An 18,449-nucleotide genomic window follows, 5' to 3' on the forward strand; every position below is an offset into this window, starting at 1 on the left:
CCTTCCAGACTGACGGCAAGTTCATCGACCTGGATGCGCTCGTGGCGGGACTGGAGCTGGGCTGACGGAAATTTCTGGGATTCCGGCGTACAACCCCTACCTGCTGTGCGCCCTGCTATTGGCAGCCGCCGGGCCTGCCTGCGCCCAGGCACCCAGCCTGTTGGCCAAGTGCACACGCAGCGCAAACCTGCTGGCGTGTGTAGACCCGTTGGGCAATGCCTATAGCGTGGCAACCGTCGGCAGCACCACCTACTTGCGCGGTTTCGAAGTGATCGGCAAACGCTATTGGGCGCAGACCAACAGCCGTTATGGGCAACTGACGTTTTTTACCGGGTTGGCATCGGATGGCGAGGCGTGGGTTGGCTACACGCGGCGCGTAGGCTGGACCACCATCAATCGGTTTTCCAGCTCTGGGGGCGCCAGCGCCAAGTTCACCTGCAGCCGAATGACCGGCTGTTAGGCCTGGCTGTTTTTCTGCGCCTGCACCCAGGCCATGTAGCTGTTCATGGGTGGGTTCTTCTGGAAGTAACGCTTGAGTCCTTCGAAAAGGCCATCCGCCACCGCCTGTTGATGGCGCGCCGTCACCAGCCGCTGGGCATCCCGAGGGTTGGAAATGAATCCCGTCTCCACCAGGATCGAAGGAACATCCGGTGACTTGAGCACGGCGAACCCAGCCTGCTCCACCCGTTTCTGATGCAGGCTGGTGATGTTTTGCAGGCTGCCCAATACCGAGCTGCCCAACTGCAGGCTGGAGGCGATGGTCGCGTTCATCGACATGTCGAGAATCACTCCGGCCAGCATCGGGTCCTTGTCCTTCAGATTGAGCAAGGTGGTGGCGCCCAGCAAGTCGGCGCCATTTTCGCGCTGGGCCATGAAACGCGCTGTGGCCGAGGTGGCGCCGCCTTCAGACAACGCATACACCGAGGCGCCCGACGCGGTCAGCCGTGGCGCGGCGTCGGCATGTACCGAAATAAACATATCGGCCTTGTGCTGACGGGCAATGTCAACGCGCTTGCGCAGCGGCACGAAGAAGTCGTCGTTGCGCACCAGTTTCACGTCAAAACCCTTTTCGCGTTTCAAGCGTTTAGCCAGTAACTGGGCGATGGACAGCACCACATCTTTTTCGCGCTGGCCCTTGGAGCCGATGGCGCCGGGGTCTTTGCCGCCATGGCCGGGGTCGACCACCACGATGATGTCGCGCTTGGGATGCGCCTTGTCTACCGGCGCCACCAAGGGTGCTGGCTCAGCGGCGATTTGACGGGGCGCACGGGTCGCGTTGGTCAAGTCCAGCACCAGGCGATGGCCTTGTCCCTCCTGCGGCGGCAACACGAAACTGTTGAGCTGCATGGGCTCGACCAGGTCCAGCACGATGCGCGTGTCGCTCTGGCCGAAATGCCCGGAACGGATCGAGGTAATCCCACTGTTCTTCAACGCCAATTGGGAAAAGTCGCCGCTGAGCCCGGCGCCACTCAAGTCGATGATCAATCGGTCAGGTGAGGTTAGGGAAAAGGTCTTGTATTGCACCGGGCCGCTGAGGTCGAACACCAGGCGCAGCTTGTCGTCTGAGCGCCACAGGCGTGCATTGCGAATCTGCGTGGCGTGAGCCCCCAAAGGCAAGGCAAACAAGGGGCTGACCAGCAGCAGGTTGAGGAGCTGACGTCGGTGCATGGCATATACCGCAGATAAAGGAGCATCCCTACTCGACGTGACTGAACAAAGGCAGGTGCAGAAAATTCATCGTGGCTCGTATTGTTATACTATAACATGTCGAATTATTTCCAACGATGGACCTGCTTATGAATGCGCTGACTCTGCCGGATATCGCCGCGCAGGCTTCACGCCAAGCCTTGCCACTCGACTGGGTGGGGATGCGCGGCATCGCCTTGCCAATCCTGATTGACGGTCAACACCTGACCGCCACCGCTGATGCGGGCGTAAGCCTGGACGACGGCACGGCCCGTGGCATTCATATGTCACGCCTGTACCTGGCTCTGGAAATGCTCGATCAACAGCCGCTGACATCTGCACTGCTGCGTAATGTACTGCAGCGTTTTCTCGACACACATGAAGGTTTATCTAAGAACGCTTACCTGCGCATCCACACCCAGCTGCTGCTTAAACGCCCTGCTCTGGTCAGCCCATTAGCCGGCTGGAAAACCTACCCCGTGAGCATCGAAGCGCGCCTGGAAAACCAGATGTTCCACGTGGAACTAAAAATTGACGTTACTTATTCCTCAACCTGCCCTTGCTCCGCCGCCCTCGCCAGGCAGTTGATTCAGCAGCAATTTGTGGATGATTTCGCCAATACGCCGTTACAGCATGAAGCGGTGCTGGCCTGGCTCGGCACTGCCGACGGCATCGTCGCCACACCCCATAGCCAGCGCAGCAGCGCGCAGTTGCACGTCCAGTTGCAAGGTACTGACCTGCCGATAGTCGGCTTGATCAACGCTGCCGAAGCCGCGCTCGGCACCGCCGTACAAACCGCGGTGAAACGCGCAGACGAACAAGCCTTCGCCCTGGCCAACGGGCAGAACCTGATGTTCTGCGAAGACGCCGCTCGCCGCCTGAACCTCGCCTTGAAACGCTCGGATGCCATCAAAGCCTTCCACCTCCAAGTGATCCACGCCGAAAGCCTGCACGCGCACGATGCCGTGGCTGAAAGCCGCTGGACGAGAGACTTTGCATGATCACCTGTAACTCTTTGCGCTGGGGTGCCCCCGGGCAACCGCTCACCCCGGCACTGGATTTGACCCTGGAAAAAGGCAGCCTCACCGGCATCATCGGCGCCAATGGCACAGGCAAAAGCAGCCTGCTCAAGGTCATTGCCGGCCTGCAAAAACCGCTGGCGGGAAAGGTCATTGTGGATGTTCCACGCCGTGGCGGCCTGGCCTTCTTGCCCCAGCAGCAACACTTGGACCGCCAGTTCCCCATCAGCCTGCAAGAGCTGGTCGCTGCCGGTTTCTGGGGCATCCAACACACCCCGCAACAACGCAGCCAACGCCTGCAAGCGGTACTCGAAGACTGGTGCCTGACTGGCTTGGAACACCGACCGTTGATGGCATTGTCCGGCGGCGAATTGCAGCGCGCCCTGCTGGCACGCATGAGCCTGGCCGACGCACCCGTCCTGCTGCTCGACGAACCTCACGCAGCTCTCGACGAGGATGGCCAGGCGCTGTGCTGGAAACACATCCACGCCTGGCACAACGAAGGCCGCACCCTGGTGATCGTCTGCCATGACCTGGCCTCCGTGCGTCACCACACCCAGCACGTACTGCAGATCAAAAACACCGGCTGCGTATTCGGCCCCAGCAAAGAGCTGATCCGCCCGCAACCGCAGATGCAGGTGGCCTGAATGCACTTCACTGCCCACTTATGGATGCCGTTTCATGAGTTCGTCTTTATGCGCCGCGCACTCCTCGGCGGTTTGGTACTGGCTTGCAGCACCGCGCCGCTAGGAGTGTTTCTGATCCTGCGGCGCATGAGCCTGATCGGTGATGCGGTGGCCCACGGCATCCTGCCCGGTGCCGCCCTGGGTTTCTGGTTCGCCGGCCTGAGCCTGCCCGCGCTGACCCTCGGTGGCCTGGGTGCGGGCCTGAGCATGGCCGGCCTGGCCGCGTGGATCACTCGCCGCACCGGCCTGCGCGAAGACGCCAGCCTCGCCGCCATCTACCCCATCTCTTTGGCCGCCGGCGTGCTGATCCTGGGCCTTGCCGGCAAGCGTCTGGACCTGCTGCACCTGCTGTTCGGCTCCGCCCTGGCCGTGGATCAAACCACACTGACCGGCATGCTATGGGTCTCGGGTTTCAGCCTGATCGCCATGGCGCTGATCTACAAACCGCTGCTGCTGGACACCCTCGACCCGCTGTTCCTGCAAACCGTCAGCCGCCTCGGCCCCCTCGCCCATGGCGTGTTCCTGACCCTGGTGGTGCTGAACCTGGTGATTGGTTTCCAGGCCATCGGCGCGTTGATGGTGGTCGGCTTGATGATGTTGCCGGCCATTGCCTCACGCTTCTGGAGTCGACGCCTGCCAGTACTGATCGCGGTATCGGCACTGCTGGGCTGCCTGTCGGTGTGGTTGGGTCTGCTGCTGTCGTTCTACTACTCACTGCCCAGCGGCCCGGCGATCGTGCTGGTGGCGGGCGCTGGGTATTTGTTGTCCGTGGTGTTCGGTCCGGTGCACGGTTTGTTGCGCCGCCCGCCTTTGCTCACATCCCAATGAGGTGTTTCCCGATGCGCGCTCTATTCGTGCTGTTCAGCCTGCTGCTGCCGCTTTCGATGGCCCACGCCGCCGACAAACTGCAAGTGGTCACCAGCTTCAGTATTCTCGATGACATTACCCACCAGATCGGTGGCGAGCATATCCAGATCAGCAACATGGTCGGCCCGGACGCCGACGCCCATACCTATGAACCCACGCCGGACAACGCCAAGGCACTGCTCAAGGCCAAGGTCATCATCAAGAACGGCCTCGGTTTCGAGCCGTGGCTGGACCGCCTGGTCACCAGCACCGAAACCAAGGCAACGGTGGTCACCGCCAGCAAAGGCGTGATTTCCCACACCATGGACGAGGATGGCGAAACCATTCCCGACCCGCACGCCTGGCACAACCTGGCCAATGCCGAGATTTATGTGAGCAACATCACCAAGGCCTTGGTGACCGCCGACCCGGCCAACAAGACCGCCTACCTGCGCAACAGCCAGGCCTACCTCAAACAAATCCATAGCCTGCTGGAAGAGGCCAAGGCCAAGTTCGGCGCCCTGCCACCGGGTAACCGCCGCATCGTCACCTCCCATGACGCCTTCGGCTACCTGGGCCAGGCCTATGGCATCCAGTTCCTCGCGCCCCAGGGCTTGTCCACTGAACGTGACCCTTCGGCCGCTGAAGTTGCCGCACTGATCACCCAGATTCGCAAGGACAAGGTCAAAGCCGTGTTCATGGAAAACATCAAAGACTCGCGCCTGCTCAAGCAGATCGCTGACGAAAGCGGCGCACAGATCGGCGGCACGCTGTACTCCGACGCCCTCGCCGCAGAAGGCCCGGCCAGCACCTTTATCGGGCTGTTCGAATACAACCTCAACACCCTGTGCGCCGCACTGAGCCAGCCATGATCCGCAAAAATCCTTCCGGCGACCTGCCGGTGATTGCCGAATCGGCCTACGTCGACAAGACCGCGATCATCTGCGGCAAAGTCATCATCGGTGAGAACGTGTTCGTCGGCCCTTACGCCGTGATCCGCGCCGACGAAGTGGATGCCAGCGGCGCCATGGACCCGATCACCATCGGCGCCAACTCCAACATCCAGGACGGCGTGGTCATCCACTCCAAATCCGGCGCAGCAGTGACCATCGGCGAATTCACCTCCATCGCTCATCGCTCCATCGTCCACGGCCCCTGCACGGTGGGCGACCGCGTGTTTATTGGCTTCAACAGTGTGCTGTTCAATTGCGCCGTCGGCGATGGGTGCGTGGTGCGCCACAACTCGGTGGTCGACGGCCGCGACCTGCCCGCCGCTTTCTACGTGCCCTCCACCACGCGTATCGGCCCCAACACCGACTTGTCGCAATTCCCACCGGTGAGTGTCAGCGCCTCGGAGTTTTCCGAAGACGTGGCACGCACTAACGTCGACCTGGTGCGCGGCTACAAAGCCCTGCAAAACGAGTTCTGAACCATGAGCCGCCTGCTGATCCGCAACGCCCGCCTGGTCAACGAAGGCCAGGTATTCGACGCCGACGTACTGATCGCTAATGGTCGTATCGAGAAGATTGCCGCCAGCATTCAAGGCGATAACGAACCGGTGGAAATCGATGCCAACGGCCAGTGGCTACTGCCAGGGATGATCGACGACCAGGTGCATTTTCGCGAACCCGGCGCGCCGGAAAAAGGCAGCTTCTACAGCGAATCCCGCGCGGCGGTGGCCGGTGGTATCACCAGCTTCATGGATATGCCCAACACTCACCCGGCCACCTTGAACCTGGAAGCCCTGGCCGATAAAAAGCGCCGTGCCGCACTGCATTCAGTGGCCAACTACGGCTTTCATTTTGGCGTGAGCAACGACAACCTCGACACCGTCGCGGCCCTCGCTCCTCGTGAAGTGGCTGGAGTCAAAGTGTTCATGGGCGCATCCACCGGCAATATGCTGGTGGACGACCCACGCGTTCTGGAGCGCCTGTTTGCCGAGGTGCCGACCATCCTGCTCGCTCACTGCGAACACACGCCCAGCATCCTGGCCAACGAGCAACGCCTGCGCGAACGCTTCGGCGAGCATATTCCCGCAGTCGCCCACCCGCTGATCCGCGATGCCGAGGCCTGTTATCGCTCGTCATCGTTTGCCGTGGAATTGGCCAAACGCCATGGCACGCGCCTGCATGTGTTGCACCTGACCACCGCGCGGGAACTGGCGTTGTTCGAAGACAAGCCCCTGGCCGACAAGCACATCACCGCCGAGGTCTGCCTGCACCACCTGCTGTTCGATGACCGCGATTACCACCACCTCGGCCACCAGATCAAATGCAACCCGGCGATCAAGACCCGCACCGACCGCGACGCGCTGCGCCTGGCATTATTGAGTGATCGTCTGGATGTGATTGGCACCGACCATGCGCCGCATACCTGGGCGCAAAAACAGTTGGGCTATCGGCAAGCGCCCTCGGGCTTGCCTCTGGTGCAGCATGCCCTGCCGGCGTTACTGGAGTTGGTGGCCGACGGGCATTTGCCCTTGACCACTCTGGTAGCCAAGACCAGCCACCGCGTGGCCGACCTGTTTGCCATCGCTGATCGCGGCTACGTGCGCGAAGGCTACTGGGCCGACCTGGTACTGATCAAACCGGAGCCTGCCGGCAAGCCGGTCAACAGCCAGCCTATTCTCGCCCGCTGCGGCTGGACACCCTTTGCAGAACGCAGCTTTCGCCACAGCGTGAGTACCACACTGGTCAGCGGCCACCTGGCCTGGCACAACGGCCAGGTGGTCAACAGTTGCCAGGGCTTGCCCCTGCAGTTTGGGCGTTAGGCGCGGGGTTTGACTGAACCGCAATCGTTGCCCAGCCACTGAGCGTGGCTGTCCAGGCTACCCTTCTGCTGGATCCCGGTGGCATTGAAGGTACCGTTGACGCTGGTGGTGAATTCTTTCTGGCTCTGAAACGTTGCCACCCCAGTGCCCTGGGCTTTCGGGCAACTGAAGCGGAACTTCCACTGGTTGCCGCTCTTGTCGGTGACTTCCTGTTTGCAGCCCGATTGAGGGTCGGTCAGGGGGATCGAATCGGAGGCCACCTGGGCCGGGGTCAGGCACACCTGTACGCCTTTACCGGCCATGTTAATGCCTTGTTTTTCGAGCATGGCGCGCTGTTCAGGGGTCATCTGTTGCTTGAGTTGACCGAGGATCAGCGACAAGTCCGGCAGGTCCTGGTTATCGACTTTCATATTGCTGGTGGTCAATTCCCACAAGCCCGGCGCCAGCATCTGCGCCTGTGCCGCCACAGGCAGCGACAAACCAACAACCATGGCCAAACCAAGCAGACGAGCATTCATCGGGTAACTCCTGGGTAATTGTGGGCGTTAGACGTCGCAAAGCAGCCAGTGTTGCATGGCAAATAAAATAGCGACATTCACAGCCGTTCATGGTCTGTTACGCACTGGACTGCCTGGAGTTACGTCGTTCATGGATTTCTTTGGCCCGCACCTGCTCGCCTACGTCATTGCCACGCTGCACTTTCTTGGAACGCTCGCCGCGATCCACGCAGTACTGACCGTGCGCACCGCACAAGGCTCGATTGCCTGGGCGTTGTCACTGATGTTCATGCCCTACCTGACGCTGATCCCCTACCTGATTTTCGGCCGCAGCACGTTCGACGCGTACATCCAGGCCCGTCGCCAGGCCAACCAGGAAATGCACACGGCCATTACCGAATTGAACTGGCGCCCCTGGGTGGAGGAAGCGCTCGCGGCGCGCAATTCCAGCGCCTATGCCTCCTTGCGCGCCATGCCCAAGCTGGGCCGCATGCCGTGCCTGGCCAACAACGAAGTGCGCCTGTTGATCAATGGCGATGCCACGTTCGGCGCGATCTTCGAGGCTATCCGTCACGCAAAGACCGCCGTGCTGTTCCAGTTTTTCATCATTCACGATGACGAACTGGGCCGTCAATTGCAGGCCCTGTTGAGGGAAAAAGCCGCTCAGGGCGTGGCCATTTATGTGCTGTACGACCGCATCGGCAGTCACGCCCTGCCCCATCGTTATGTGCAAGCGCTGCGTGACGCTGGCGTGCAGGTCAAGGCATTCGCCACCCGCAGTGGCTGGCTTAATCGCTTCCAGGTCAACTTCCGTAACCATCGCAAGATCGTCGTGGTGGACGGCATCACCGGTTTTGTCGGCGGGCATAACGTAGGCGATGAATACCTGGGTAAAAAACCGCCGCTGGCGCCATGGCGCGATACCCATGTGCAGGTCGCAGGCCCAGTGGTGGCATGCCTGCAGGAGTCGTTTGCCGAGGACTGGTTCTGGGCCGCACGGGAACTGCCGCCGCTGATCCTGCCGGACGCCTACCCGGAAGACGGCGTGCTCTGCCAGTTGCTTGCCAGTGGGCCAGCGGACCCTTATGAAACCTGCTCGCTGTTTTTCGTCGAGGCCATCCATGCCGCGACCAAGCGGGTGTGGATCACCAGCCCCTATTTCATCCCCGACGAGGCGGTGTTTGCCGCCCTGCGCCTGGCGGTATTGCGCGGAGTCGATGTGCGCCTGCTGCTGCCGTCACGGCCCGACCACCGCATCGTATATGCCGCATCCAGCCTGTACGCCAACGAAGCGGTGCGAGCAGGCGTGCGAGTGTTTCGCTACACACCGGGCTTTTTGCATCAGAAGGTGGTGTTGGTAGACAGCGAAATCAGCGCCATTGGCAGCGCCAACATGGACAACCGTTCGTTCCGGCTGAATTTTGAAGTGATGCTGCTGACGGTGGATGAAGCCTTCGCCAGCCAGGTTGAACAAATGTTGCTGGATGACTTTGCCCTGGCCCATGAAGTCAGCCAGGAAGAAAGCCGCGAGACCCGTCGCCTGCAACAACTGGGGATGCGCATTGCACGCCTGATCTCACCCATCCTCTAACCGCCAATACAAAACCAATGTGGGAGCTGGCTTGCCTGCGATAGCGGTGTTTCAGTCGACTCATCCGGTCCTGATACAACGCTATCGCAGGCAAGCCAGCTCCCACAGTTTTGAGCTTCAGTGCCTGGTGGTCAACGGTAGAGATCTTCCCGCGTCCACGGCAGTTCATGCCCGCCATCAGCATGGGGTTTCACTGCCAGTATCTGGTGCAGGTTGATCCAGCCACGGGCAAATGCATAAGCGCAACCGGCCAGGTACAGCCGCCAGATGCGTAGCGCCTGCTCTGGCACCATCTTCGCCGCTGCTTCCAGGTTGTCTTCCAGGCGTTCGCTCCAATGGTCCAATGTGCGGGCGTAATGCATACGCAGGCTTTCGACATCGACCACTTCCAGCCCTGCTTCGCTGATCTCGGCGGTCATCATGGCCAGGTGCGGCAGTTCACCATTAGGGAACACGTAGCGCTCGATAAACTCGCCGGCTCCACGGCCTACGGGGCGGCCGTCGGTGTGCTTGGCGGTGATGCCATGGTTCATCACCAGGCCGCCTTCACGCACTGCGCCGAACAGGGTCCGGCAGTATTGCGCCAGGTTGGCGTGGCCGACGTGTTCGAACATGCCCACGCTCACGACTTTGTCGAAACGACCGTCCTGGGGCAGGTCGCGGTAGTCGAGTAATTGCAGGTCGACCTGGTCTTCCAGGCCTTCGGCTTTCACCCGCTCCTTGGCCAGCGCCAGTTGTTCCTTGCTCAAGGTGATGCCGAACACCTTGACCCCGAACTCACGTGCGGCATAACGCGCCAGCCCGCCCCAGCCGCAGCCCACATCGAGCAGATACTCACCCGGCTGCAGCCGCAACTTGCGGCACAGGTGGCGGAATTTGTCTTGTTGGGCCTGATCGATCGACTCGCTGCCGGTTTCGAAATAACCGCAGGAGTAGGCCATGTCCTGGTCCAGCCATAGCTGGTAGAACTCGTTGGACAGGTCGTAATGGTAGGAAATGGCCGCCGCGTCGGTGGCCTTATCGTGAATCGAGCGCACCGGACGACTCTCCTCGTCGTCATCGACCAAAGCGTGACTCAACTCGTCACATACCCTGATCACTTCGGTGATGGAGCCTTCCAGCTCCAGCTTGCCCTCGACGAAGGCTTCGCCCAGTGAGTCGAGTGTTGGATGGGTCAGCCTGGATACAACCGTGGGGTCCTTGACCACGATGGTGACACTGGGCTCAGGGCCCAAGTTGAATTCATGGCCGTCCCAGAGTCGAAGACGCAGCGGTAGCTGAAGATTCTGTAAGGCCGGTGGAAGTTGCGCGAGCATGAGTAGTCCCCCCTTGTTTCAGACGTCTGCTGTGAGGGTAGACCATGCCAAACAAAGTAGGAAGCTATCGAATGAATAGCTCCCCTTCTATGGCGCTCGGCGCTCGAGCAAACCTTCCTGGACCCACTGTTTCAGCCAAGTGGCCGCTTGCAGCGACGCCCCCTCTGAATAAGTGACCGTCAGCTCAGTACACAGTTCTGAAAAATTCCAGCCCATGGTCACCATGCCCGACAGCGCACAGGCTTCAGCGGCTTCCAGGCTGCGGTAGTGGCAGCGGTTCTGGTTGCGCCACACCAGGCAAATCTGCGCCGGTTCCAGCGCCTGGCTGCCGGGGAAATCCGACTCATCCTTGCTGGCTCGCCAGATCGCCACCGTGTTGAAACGGCAAAGCAGCTGCTGCACCGAAGGCGTCAGCGCAACCTGCAAGGTGGGCCAGTCTTCAGGCGCCAAATGCGCCATGTCATTCAAGGTCAGCGGCTCCCCTTCGGCGGCGTCAAACGCCAAGGTGAACGCCCACTCCAGACGTGCCAACTCAGCCAAAGGCGCACTGTGCGCAGCCATAAGATGCTCAACGATAAACATCGCAAAGCGCTCGCCCAACCAACGCACGCTGTAATGGGCCGAGGGATAACGGCGGATGTAGGCCTCGGTCAGCGAGCAAAACTGCTCATCTCCCAGCCAATACCAGATGGCACCGAAGTCATGGCGCAGCACCTCTTGCAGTCGCGAAAGATAGGCGTTGTGGTAAATCGCCAGGCCGGTGTCCACATCCAACGTCGGCCCTCCCAGCAAGGTAGCGGCAAAGCCACTGTTGGCCGGGGGCGCTTCGGATAATAGATGCTGTTCAAACGCCAACTGCCAGTCGATCAGGCGCATAACGCTCTCCGGGCCAAGGCGCTGGCACCCAACTCACGGGCTTTGTTCAACTCGGTGAGTAATTCTTCGAAGGGTGGAAAATGGTCATCGCGTTCCAGTAACGTCGACACGGGGCCCAGATGTTCGAGAGTCTGCTGATACAGCGCCCACACCGGGTCGCACACTGGATGGTCATGGGTATCGACCACATAGTCGCCATAGTCCATATGCCCTGCCAAATGCAGCTGGCGAATGCTTTCGGGTGGCAGGTTGCGAATGAAGGTCCAGGCATCAAAACCATGGTTACGTGCGCTGACGTAGACATTGTTGACGTCCAGCAGCAACTGGCATCCGCTCAGGTGGGCCAAGGCGTTGAGGAACTCCCACTCGGTGAATTCATCCGCCTTGGAACGCACGTAGCTGGAGACATTTTCCAGTACCAGCGGTCGCTGCAACACGTCCTGCACCTGACGTACACGGCCGGCCACGTGGTAAAGGCTTTCTTCGGTGTAAGGCAGGGGTAACAAATCATGTAACTGGTGCGCGCTGCCACGGCTCCAGCACAGGTGATCGGAAATCCATGCCGGCTGAATGCGCTCTGCGAGCTGTTTGATGTGATTCAGGTAATCCATATCGAGGGCATGTGGCCCGCCGATGGACAACGACACACCGTGCATCACCAAGGGGTAACGCTCGGCTATCGCATCCAGGTAGTACAAGGCCTTGCCGCCCTGCACCAGGTAGTTCTCGGAGATCACTTCGAACCAATCCACGGCCGGCGACTGTTCAAGGATCTGGTGGTAGTACTCACTGCGTAAACCCAGGCCGTAACCCAGACTTGGAAGGGACGCGGACATGACTCACTCCAGGGCAAAGTGTCCGCAGCGGTGGCAGGCAGCCGCCGCGGTTGCACTCGTTTGCCGGTTACTCGCCGACTTTACCGCCAGCGGCGTCACAGGCCGATTTGGTCATGGCCTTGAAGCCCATCCCTTTGCACTCGCCCTGGCCCTTGCACGCGTGGTCCTTGGTTTTGCAGTCGTTCATGCCTTTGCAGGAGGTCACGCCGTAGCAGTGAACGGTGGCGTCTGCCGCTTGTACCTGGGTGGCCACACCCGCGAACAGAGAAGCAGCGGCCATTGCGAGGGCGGCACCAGCAGCAGCGGATTTAATGCTCATTGTTGTATTCCTCATGATCAGTAGTGGAGCCGATCTGAACGGATTGTTCAGTCTCGACACAGCACTAGAGTGAGGCCCCCTGTCGGCGTTACAGCCGTGAGCAAATATTTCTGAAATTATTCGTCGAGCTTCAACAGCGGCTCCTGGAAGCGCAGTAAACGCCCGGCGTTCCCCAATACCAACAAGGTGCTGAGGTTATGCAGCACCGCCGCGATCATCGCGCCCGCCGCCCCCAGCCAGCCAAATGCGGCGAACACCACGATGGCCAGTGTCCAGCCCAAGCCAATGATCACATTGACCTGCAACGTCTGCCGGCACTGGCGACTCAAGCGCACACAGGTGCCCAAGCGGCGCAAGTCGCTGCCGATCAGCACCACGTCCGCCGAGGCCAGGGCGATGTCGGCACCGCCCGCGCCCATGGCCACGCCGACCACGCCGGCCTTGAGCGCCAGGGAGTCGTTGATGCCATCGCCCACCACCATTGGCCGGAAGCCACTGCTGATTTCGCCCAGCACGCGGTTGAGCTTGTCTTCCGGCAGCGCTTGGGCTTCGACATCACTGATGCCCACGTCCAGCGCCAGGCTGTCGGCCACGCTTTGGCGGTCGCCGGTCAGCAGCAGTTGGCGGCCCAGGCCCAAGTCACGCAGCTCTTGCAGGGCCTGGCGCGCTTCGGGTTTGACGCTGTCGGCCAACAGCAGCCAGGCGAGGAACTCGCCGTTCAACGCCAGCCCGGCAATCGGGCCATCATGGGCGGGCACGGCGGTGGTGACGATGCCCAACTGTTCAAATAACTCCGGCCGCCCTAGCGCCGCTTCGCCCTGCTCGGTCTGGGCGACCACGCCCAGGCCCTGACGCTCGCGGATGTCGCTAAGCACCCGCATCTGCTCCTGGCTCGCCAACCCCGCCAACGCTCGGCTGACCGGGTGACTGCTTGCCGAACCAAGGCTGGCCGCCAGGTTCAGCAGCTTTTGGCGATCCGGCGCGGTAGTCTCGATGGACTGCAAGCGCAGGGTGCCAAAGGTCAGGGTGCCGGTCTTGTCGACCACCAGTGATGTCAGGTCGGCCAGTTCTTCGAGGAACGCCGAGCTGCGAATCAGGATGCCATGGCGCGCCGCCACGGCAATCCCGGCAATCGCCGTGGCCGGTGCCGACAGCACCAAGGCACAGGGGCACGCAGCCACGAGCACCGCGAGCATCGCCTGGGCGTCATTGGTGACAAACCAGGTGACGGCCGCCAGCAGCAACACCAGCACCATGTAGCTGCCGGCATAACGCTCCAGCAGCCGGGTGATCGGTGGCTTGGACCGCTCGGCGTTCTGCATCAGCGCAATAACTTTGCCCAACGTCGATTCGTTACCGGTGCGCGTGACCTCAAGGCGCAGCAGGCCATCGAGGTTGATCGCCCCACCAAACACCTGCACGCCCACGCTGGCTTCCAACGGCACCGACTCGCCGGTGATCGGCGCCGTGTCCAGGCTCGCCTGGCCGGACAACACCACGCCATCGGCCGGCACGCGGTCACCGGCACGCACTTCGACGATATCGCCGGTGTTCAAGGTGCCGTTATCCACTTCGGTGATGCTGCCGTCCGCCTGCACCAGGCGTGCATGGCTGCGGGTGAGTTTGCCCAGGGCATGGATCGCTTCCTGGGAGCCAATCACGCTGCGCTCTTCCAGCACATGGCCGAAGATCATGATGATCGGCAGCAACGCGGCGGTGAGCAGATCACCGGTGGCCCAGGCGCCGAGCATGGCCAGGGCGATCAATTGATCGGTGATGCCGTGCAGGCTCGGAAAGCGCAGGCTGTACCAGGCCGAACGCATCACCGGCACCGCCACCAGCAGCGAAGCCACGCCCAGCAGCAGCTGGCTGACGCCGCTCTGGTCCGGCGCGAGCCAGCGCCACACCAGGCCCAGCACGAGCAAGCCCAGGGCGAGCATCGCCAAGGTCAATTGCCGGGCAGCGCTGCGCTGTTCGGCAGAGGTCAGCATGGGTGCGCTCATTGTTCGGCTCCCTGGATGATCAAGCGGGAGTCGTCTTTGGGATCGACAGTGGTCACTGAACCGGCCTGGCCGAGAATCTTCGGCAAGCGTTCACGGTACAGACGCAACAGCAAACCGGGATCTTTGACCTGGGCCAGGCTGGCAACGGTAGCGGTCTGCGCCTGGGCATTGGCCAAGCGCTCACTGGCCTGGGCATGGGCGACTTGCACCTGGCGATCAGCTTCCTGGTTGGCGGTCTGGGTGAGTTTTTCCGCTTCAGTGCGGGCGTTGGCCACGGCTTTATCAGCCTGCTGGCTAGCGGTCAGTACCGCGTTAAATGCATTTACCGCAGGCCCAGGCAGGCTCGATTGCACATCGACGCGGGTGGCTTCGATACCCAGCCCCAAGCCGCTGGCCGCCAACTCCGCCAGGCGTTTGTTGATGCCTTGCACCAGGTCGCCGCGCAGCCGCTCACGCCGTTCGGCGGCGCCATTGTCGCTGCCGATCAGTTCCGGGCGGGCTACCAGGATGGTGTCCAGATCCCGCGCTGCGGTGAGGGCCACGGCGCTGCGTGTCACCAGCCGATCCAGGGCAGGCAGCACGTGGTCGCCCTGCAACACAAAGGCGTAGGGCTCGGTCACCTTGTAGAACACCCGCACGTCCAGTTGCACCACCCCGGCATCACCGGTCAGCAGGTAGCCGGAACCGGCCAGGGCATCGCTTAACGGCGTGGCGAAACTGGCCACGCGATCGGCCTGCAACGCCGCGTCGGAACGCAGCAGGTTTTCCACCCGGCGTTCGATCACCCGGTCGGCCGCTGGCAGCAGGATGACTTGCTCAAAAGGTTGCGGCCAGGCCAGCAACAACCCGGCGTTCTGAATGCGATCAAGGGCGCCGAAGTGCAAGACCACGGCGCGATTCTGCGGGTCGATCTGGCGCACATTGGAAAAGGCCCAGGCCAACGCCGCCAATACGGTGACCGCGTACAGTGCCAGGAACGTCAGGCGCCCGGCCTGGATCCACGGGCTGTCCGGGCTTTCAGGCTCGCTCATGGCTGCAGGTCCTTCGGCCCATCCACCAGGGCGCGGAACGGCGCGGCGTCGGTGCGCAGGATGATCTTGGTCCCCGGCGTGACCACCGTGCCCAAGGTATCCAGCGAACGCAGCAGGTTGTACAGCTGCGGATTGCCAGCGTAGGCGCGGCCATAAATCTGCGCGGCTTCAACCCGCGACTGCGCTTCGATATCGGCGGCTTTCACGGTGGCATCGGCCTGCATGATGCGCGCATCTCGCTCGGCAGCGGAGCGGATCTGCGCCGCTTCGCGCTTACCCACGGCGGTGCGTTCGGTGGCGATGGTTTCACGCTCGGCGCGCATGCGGTCAACCGTGGCGGTGAGGGTCACCGATGGCAACGTCAAACGCTCGATACCGACCTGCGCCACGCGCACACCATAGGTGGTGAGCAATTGTTGATCAATCTGCTGGCGCAACTGCGCTTCAAAATCGGCGATGCGCACTTGGTTGGCGTCGGTGTTGATCAAGCTGGACAGGTCAAAACTGGCCGCCGTGGTTTCCAGCGCCGAGCCGACAAAGGTACGAATCTGCCGCGCCGCCTCATCCGGCTGGTTCTGCACCGCACGCATAAAGCGCTGCACGTTGTCGGCATCGCCCTGCACCTGCCACGCCACATAGGCCTGCACAATAATCCGCAAGCCATCGCGGGTGCCCACATCCTGCAGGCCGCTGGAGGTGGTGCGCAGACGCAGGTCCACCGGGATCGCCGCTTCGAACGGTGCCGGCCAGCGCCAGCCCAGGCCCGGCTCCAGCAGCACGCGCGCCGGGTTGCCGAAGCGGGTAATCACCGTGGCCTCACCGGAACGCACTTGCACCAGGCTTGCCGCTGCCATGGCAAACAGCACCAGCAACACCGCCCACGCCATGCGACGCCAGGGAAAAGGCCCGGCCGCCTGCTCATCGCCGTGATGGTGATGGTGGTGGCCGTGATGGTGGTGATGACCGTGATCATGATCGTGGGAATGAGCGCTCAACAGACAGACTCCTTATTGAACGGCTTTGCGCGGCGCCGACGGGTCGGCGGGCAAGGTAAAAGAACGCAGATCGATCGTCGGCGCACTGTCGGCACCCAAACGATGATCCAGAATAAGCAGCTTGGCCTGGGCCAGGCCCTGGCTCAGTTGGCCCAGGTACTGTTCCAGCACGAAGGCTTGGCCCGCAGCGGCGTAGGCCTTTTGTTCGGCGGCAAAGCGCAGGTTCGCTGCTTGGGCGCCGGCATTCACTTCGCGGGCACTGGCCTGGGCCTGATCGCGGGCGGTACTGGCTTGAAGCAGCGCCTGGTTGGTCTGTTCGCTGGCTGCACCGCGTTCACGGGCGATCAGCGCCTGGGCGCCGATCTGCGCGGCCTGCACACCGTGATAAGCATTGGCGGCACCGGCCGGCGGGTGGATCGCCTCGACCACCGTGGCGAGGATTTCCACTCCGCTGTCGAGGGTTTGCAGGTCGGCTTGCACGCTGCGACCAATCTCGTCCGCGAGGCTGGTGCGCTCTTCCCCGAGCAATTCATCCAGGGTGCGCGAGGCAAAATCGTGCACCAGGATGCGGCTGGCGGTGCTGCGGATCAGGGTCGGGATATCCGCGCTGTTGTAGGTGGCGGCAAGCGCGGCCTGATCGGTGAGGCCGATGCGGTAGACAAAGCGCACGTCCATGTTGACGATCTGGAAGCCCTGCTTGTCGCCGCTGCTGCTGGCAATAACCTGGGATTTGTCATTCACATGGCTGGCGTCCCACAGGCGGTTGGCGATCAACGGCGCCGGGCCTTCGGCGGCGGCCAGCTGCGGTGTGGCGGCGTCACTGACGCTGGTCGCCAGCTCATGCACCACGCCGTTTTCCACGTTCAGCACGCGGCCCAACGGCCACGGCAAACCGGCATGCAGGCCGGGGCCGAACACCTCGACCGGTTTACCAAAACGCTCGTAAATCCCACGGCCTTGCAGGGGCACTTCATGCAGACCGGTCAGCGCCCAACCTACCGCCAGCACCACCAGCAACACCGGGAAAAACGCCCGGCGCATGTATGTAAAGGCCCAGATCTGGCGCAGGTCGATGCCAAAGCGGTTGTGCAACTCATGCTGCAACGCCAGCAAGGGCTGAGGCGGCCAACGCAGCAGGCCGGCAATGAAACTCTGCGCCATCAAGCGCGGCTCAAGGCGCGGCTGACGCGGGCTGAACAGCGACAGCACGCCCCTGAGCAGGAACTCCAACGCTACCAACGCTGGCAACAGCCCGATGAGAGTGGCCAGGCGCAGCGGCCAGACCGACTCCGCATTGGCAAACAGCAGGCAGATCGCGCTGAGCACCAGACAGATAATTGCCATCCGGCTCAACTGCGCCAACTGTGAGGCTTCCGGCCATTGGGCAGCGGTTTCCTGGGCCAGGCGGCGTTCGAATACCAGCAGGCCAAACGCCAGGGCCAAAGCGAGCGCTGCGCCAATACTTGCCGATTGCCCGATGGCAGCAGCGGGCAAGCCCAGGTTCCAGAACTGCAGGATGCTGACCAGCGCCAACAGCGACCAGCCGCCCAACCACAGCACCGGCGCGCCAATCTGCGCCAACAGGCCGTTGCCGAACCGGTTGATCAGGCCTTTATGCCAGGGAGTGGGCTCGATGGATTGTTCGACCGCTTCACCGCTCGGCGCTTCCAACGCCTGGGCACGCCAATCGGCCACCCACCAGGCCGATTGCAAACCGGCCACCAGCAGCAGCAAGGCCGACGCGCAGTTGATCAATACCACCGGCCAGATCGACAGCGGGGCAAACAACGCTACGAACAGCGCCAATATCCAACCACTGAGGGCCAGGGTTGTCAGGCCGATACCGGCTTGGCGCAATCGACGGGCGTGGAACAGCCCCTGCTGAAAACGCGCGAGGCCTTCAACCGAAGCCCCGTCAGCCTCTAGATCCACTTGCATCTGCTCAACGCCCACTTGTACACAATTCGTTACGATATAA

At 61.9% G+C, this 18,449-nt stretch carries 18 protein-coding genes; 8 read left to right on the forward strand and 10 right to left on the reverse strand.

Features of this window, described 5'->3' with window-relative positions; translation table 11 throughout:
- Positions 1-79 precede the first annotated feature (79 nt).
- On the forward strand, positions 80-460 hold the full coding sequence (locus tag BOP96_RS11285) for a glutamine synthetase (protein ID WP_073452697.1): 381 nt from the start codon (positions 80-82) through the stop codon (positions 458-460).
- On the opposite strand, the gene BOP96_RS11290 is transcribed toward BOP96_RS11285, so the two are convergent.
- Positions 457-1,668, reverse strand: a complete 1,212-nt coding sequence (locus BOP96_RS11290; protein WP_019818160.1) for an N-acetylmuramoyl-L-alanine amidase — start codon at positions 1,666-1,668, stop codon at positions 457-459. The two genes, BOP96_RS11285 and BOP96_RS11290, sit on opposite strands and share 4 nt — an antisense overlap.
- 128 nt (positions 1,669-1,796) lie before the next feature.
- Here BOP96_RS11290 and folE2 point away from each other — a divergent pair, with 128 nt between their 5' ends.
- From folE2 to BOP96_RS11320, 6 genes are read left to right on the forward strand one after another with little or no spacing between them, the layout of a single operon-like run.
- Positions 1,797-2,687 carry a GTP cyclohydrolase FolE2 gene (gene folE2, locus BOP96_RS11295; protein WP_073452699.1) on the forward strand — a complete coding sequence of 297 codons (891 nt, stop codon included), beginning with the start codon at positions 1,797-1,799 and terminating at the stop codon, positions 2,685-2,687.
- Positions 2,684-3,352, forward strand: a complete 669-nt coding sequence (locus tag BOP96_RS11300; protein WP_014720564.1) for a metal ABC transporter ATP-binding protein — start codon at positions 2,684-2,686, stop codon at positions 3,350-3,352. Before folE2 ends, BOP96_RS11300 begins: the two co-directional genes overlap by 4 nt.
- On the forward strand, positions 3,353-4,219 hold the full coding sequence (locus tag BOP96_RS11305; RefSeq protein ID WP_073452701.1) for a metal ABC transporter permease: 867 nt from the start codon (positions 3,353-3,355) through the stop codon (positions 4,217-4,219). It begins immediately after the preceding gene.
- Positions 4,220-4,230: 11 nt separating this feature from the next.
- Positions 4,231-5,109 (forward strand): metal ABC transporter substrate-binding protein, encoded by an 879-nt coding sequence (locus BOP96_RS11310; RefSeq protein ID WP_073452703.1) that lies wholly within the window; start codon positions 4,231-4,233, stop codon positions 5,107-5,109.
- Positions 5,106-5,666, forward strand: coding sequence for a gamma carbonic anhydrase family protein (locus BOP96_RS11315; RefSeq protein WP_005792581.1), 561 nt, complete (start codon positions 5,106-5,108; stop codon positions 5,664-5,666). Before BOP96_RS11310 ends, BOP96_RS11315 begins: the two co-directional genes overlap by 4 nt.
- A gap of 3 nt (positions 5,667-5,669) precedes the next feature.
- Positions 5,670-7,007 carry a dihydroorotase gene (locus BOP96_RS11320; RefSeq protein ID WP_032901862.1) on the forward strand — a complete coding sequence of 446 codons (1,338 nt, stop codon included), beginning with the start codon at positions 5,670-5,672 and terminating at the stop codon, positions 7,005-7,007.
- Here the strand turns inward: BOP96_RS11320 and BOP96_RS11325 are convergent.
- A complete protein-coding gene (locus BOP96_RS11325; RefSeq protein WP_014720569.1) occupies positions 7,004-7,525 on the reverse strand; it encodes a DUF3617 domain-containing protein in 522 nt (173 codons plus the stop codon). The two genes, BOP96_RS11320 and BOP96_RS11325, sit on opposite strands and share 4 nt — an antisense overlap.
- Before the next feature lie 130 nt (positions 7,526-7,655).
- Here BOP96_RS11325 and cls point away from each other — a divergent pair, with 130 nt between their 5' ends.
- A complete protein-coding gene (cls, locus tag BOP96_RS11330; RefSeq protein WP_020302042.1) occupies positions 7,656-9,095 on the forward strand; it encodes a cardiolipin synthase in 1,440 nt (479 codons plus the stop codon).
- Positions 9,096-9,226: 131 nt separating this feature from the next.
- Here cls and cfaB read toward each other — a convergent pair whose 3' ends face one another.
- From cfaB to hflK (BOP96_RS11370), 8 genes are all read right to left on the reverse strand, one after another.
- A complete protein-coding gene (gene cfaB, locus BOP96_RS11335) occupies positions 9,227-10,411 on the reverse strand; it encodes a C17 cyclopropane fatty acid synthase CfaB (protein WP_014720571.1) in 1,185 nt (394 codons plus the stop codon).
- An 87-nt stretch (positions 10,412-10,498) separates the two neighbouring features.
- On the reverse strand, positions 10,499-11,287 hold the full coding sequence (locus BOP96_RS11340) for an HvfC/BufC N-terminal domain-containing protein (RefSeq protein WP_073452705.1): 789 nt from the start codon (positions 11,285-11,287) through the stop codon (positions 10,499-10,501).
- Positions 11,278-12,123, reverse strand: a complete 846-nt coding sequence (gene bufB, locus BOP96_RS11345) for an MNIO family bufferin maturase (protein WP_014720573.1) — start codon at positions 12,121-12,123, stop codon at positions 11,278-11,280. Before bufB ends, BOP96_RS11340 begins: the two co-directional genes overlap by 10 nt.
- A gap of 67 nt (positions 12,124-12,190) precedes the next feature.
- On the reverse strand, positions 12,191-12,442 hold the full coding sequence (gene bufA2 / locus BOP96_RS11350; protein WP_003195792.1) for a BufA2 family periplasmic bufferin-type metallophore: 252 nt from the start codon (positions 12,440-12,442) through the stop codon (positions 12,191-12,193).
- 116 nt (positions 12,443-12,558) lie between these two features.
- On the reverse strand, positions 12,559-14,445 hold the full coding sequence (locus tag BOP96_RS11355; protein ID WP_032901860.1) for a cation-translocating P-type ATPase: 1,887 nt from the start codon (positions 14,443-14,445) through the stop codon (positions 12,559-12,561).
- On the reverse strand, positions 14,442-15,476 hold the full coding sequence (hflK, locus tag BOP96_RS11360) for a protease modulator HflK (protein ID WP_014720575.1): 1,035 nt from the start codon (positions 15,474-15,476) through the stop codon (positions 14,442-14,444). The genes BOP96_RS11355 and hflK (BOP96_RS11360) overlap by 4 nt, the downstream gene beginning before the upstream one ends.
- Positions 15,473-16,474, reverse strand: a complete 1,002-nt coding sequence (gene hflC, locus BOP96_RS11365; protein ID WP_161981171.1) for a protease modulator HflC — start codon at positions 16,472-16,474, stop codon at positions 15,473-15,475. The genes hflK (BOP96_RS11360) and hflC overlap by 4 nt, the downstream gene beginning before the upstream one ends.
- Positions 16,475-16,483: 9 nt before the next feature.
- Positions 16,484-18,409 carry a protease modulator HflK gene (hflK, locus tag BOP96_RS11370; protein ID WP_014720577.1) on the reverse strand — a complete coding sequence of 642 codons (1,926 nt, stop codon included), beginning with the start codon at positions 18,407-18,409 and terminating at the stop codon, positions 16,484-16,486.
- Positions 18,410-18,449 lie beyond the last annotated feature (40 nt).

It is taken from the genome of Pseudomonas sp. FSL W5-0203 (assembly GCF_001896155.1).
In the GTDB taxonomy this organism is placed as follows: Bacteria; Pseudomonadota; Gammaproteobacteria; order Pseudomonadales; family Pseudomonadaceae; genus Aquipseudomonas; species Aquipseudomonas paracarnis.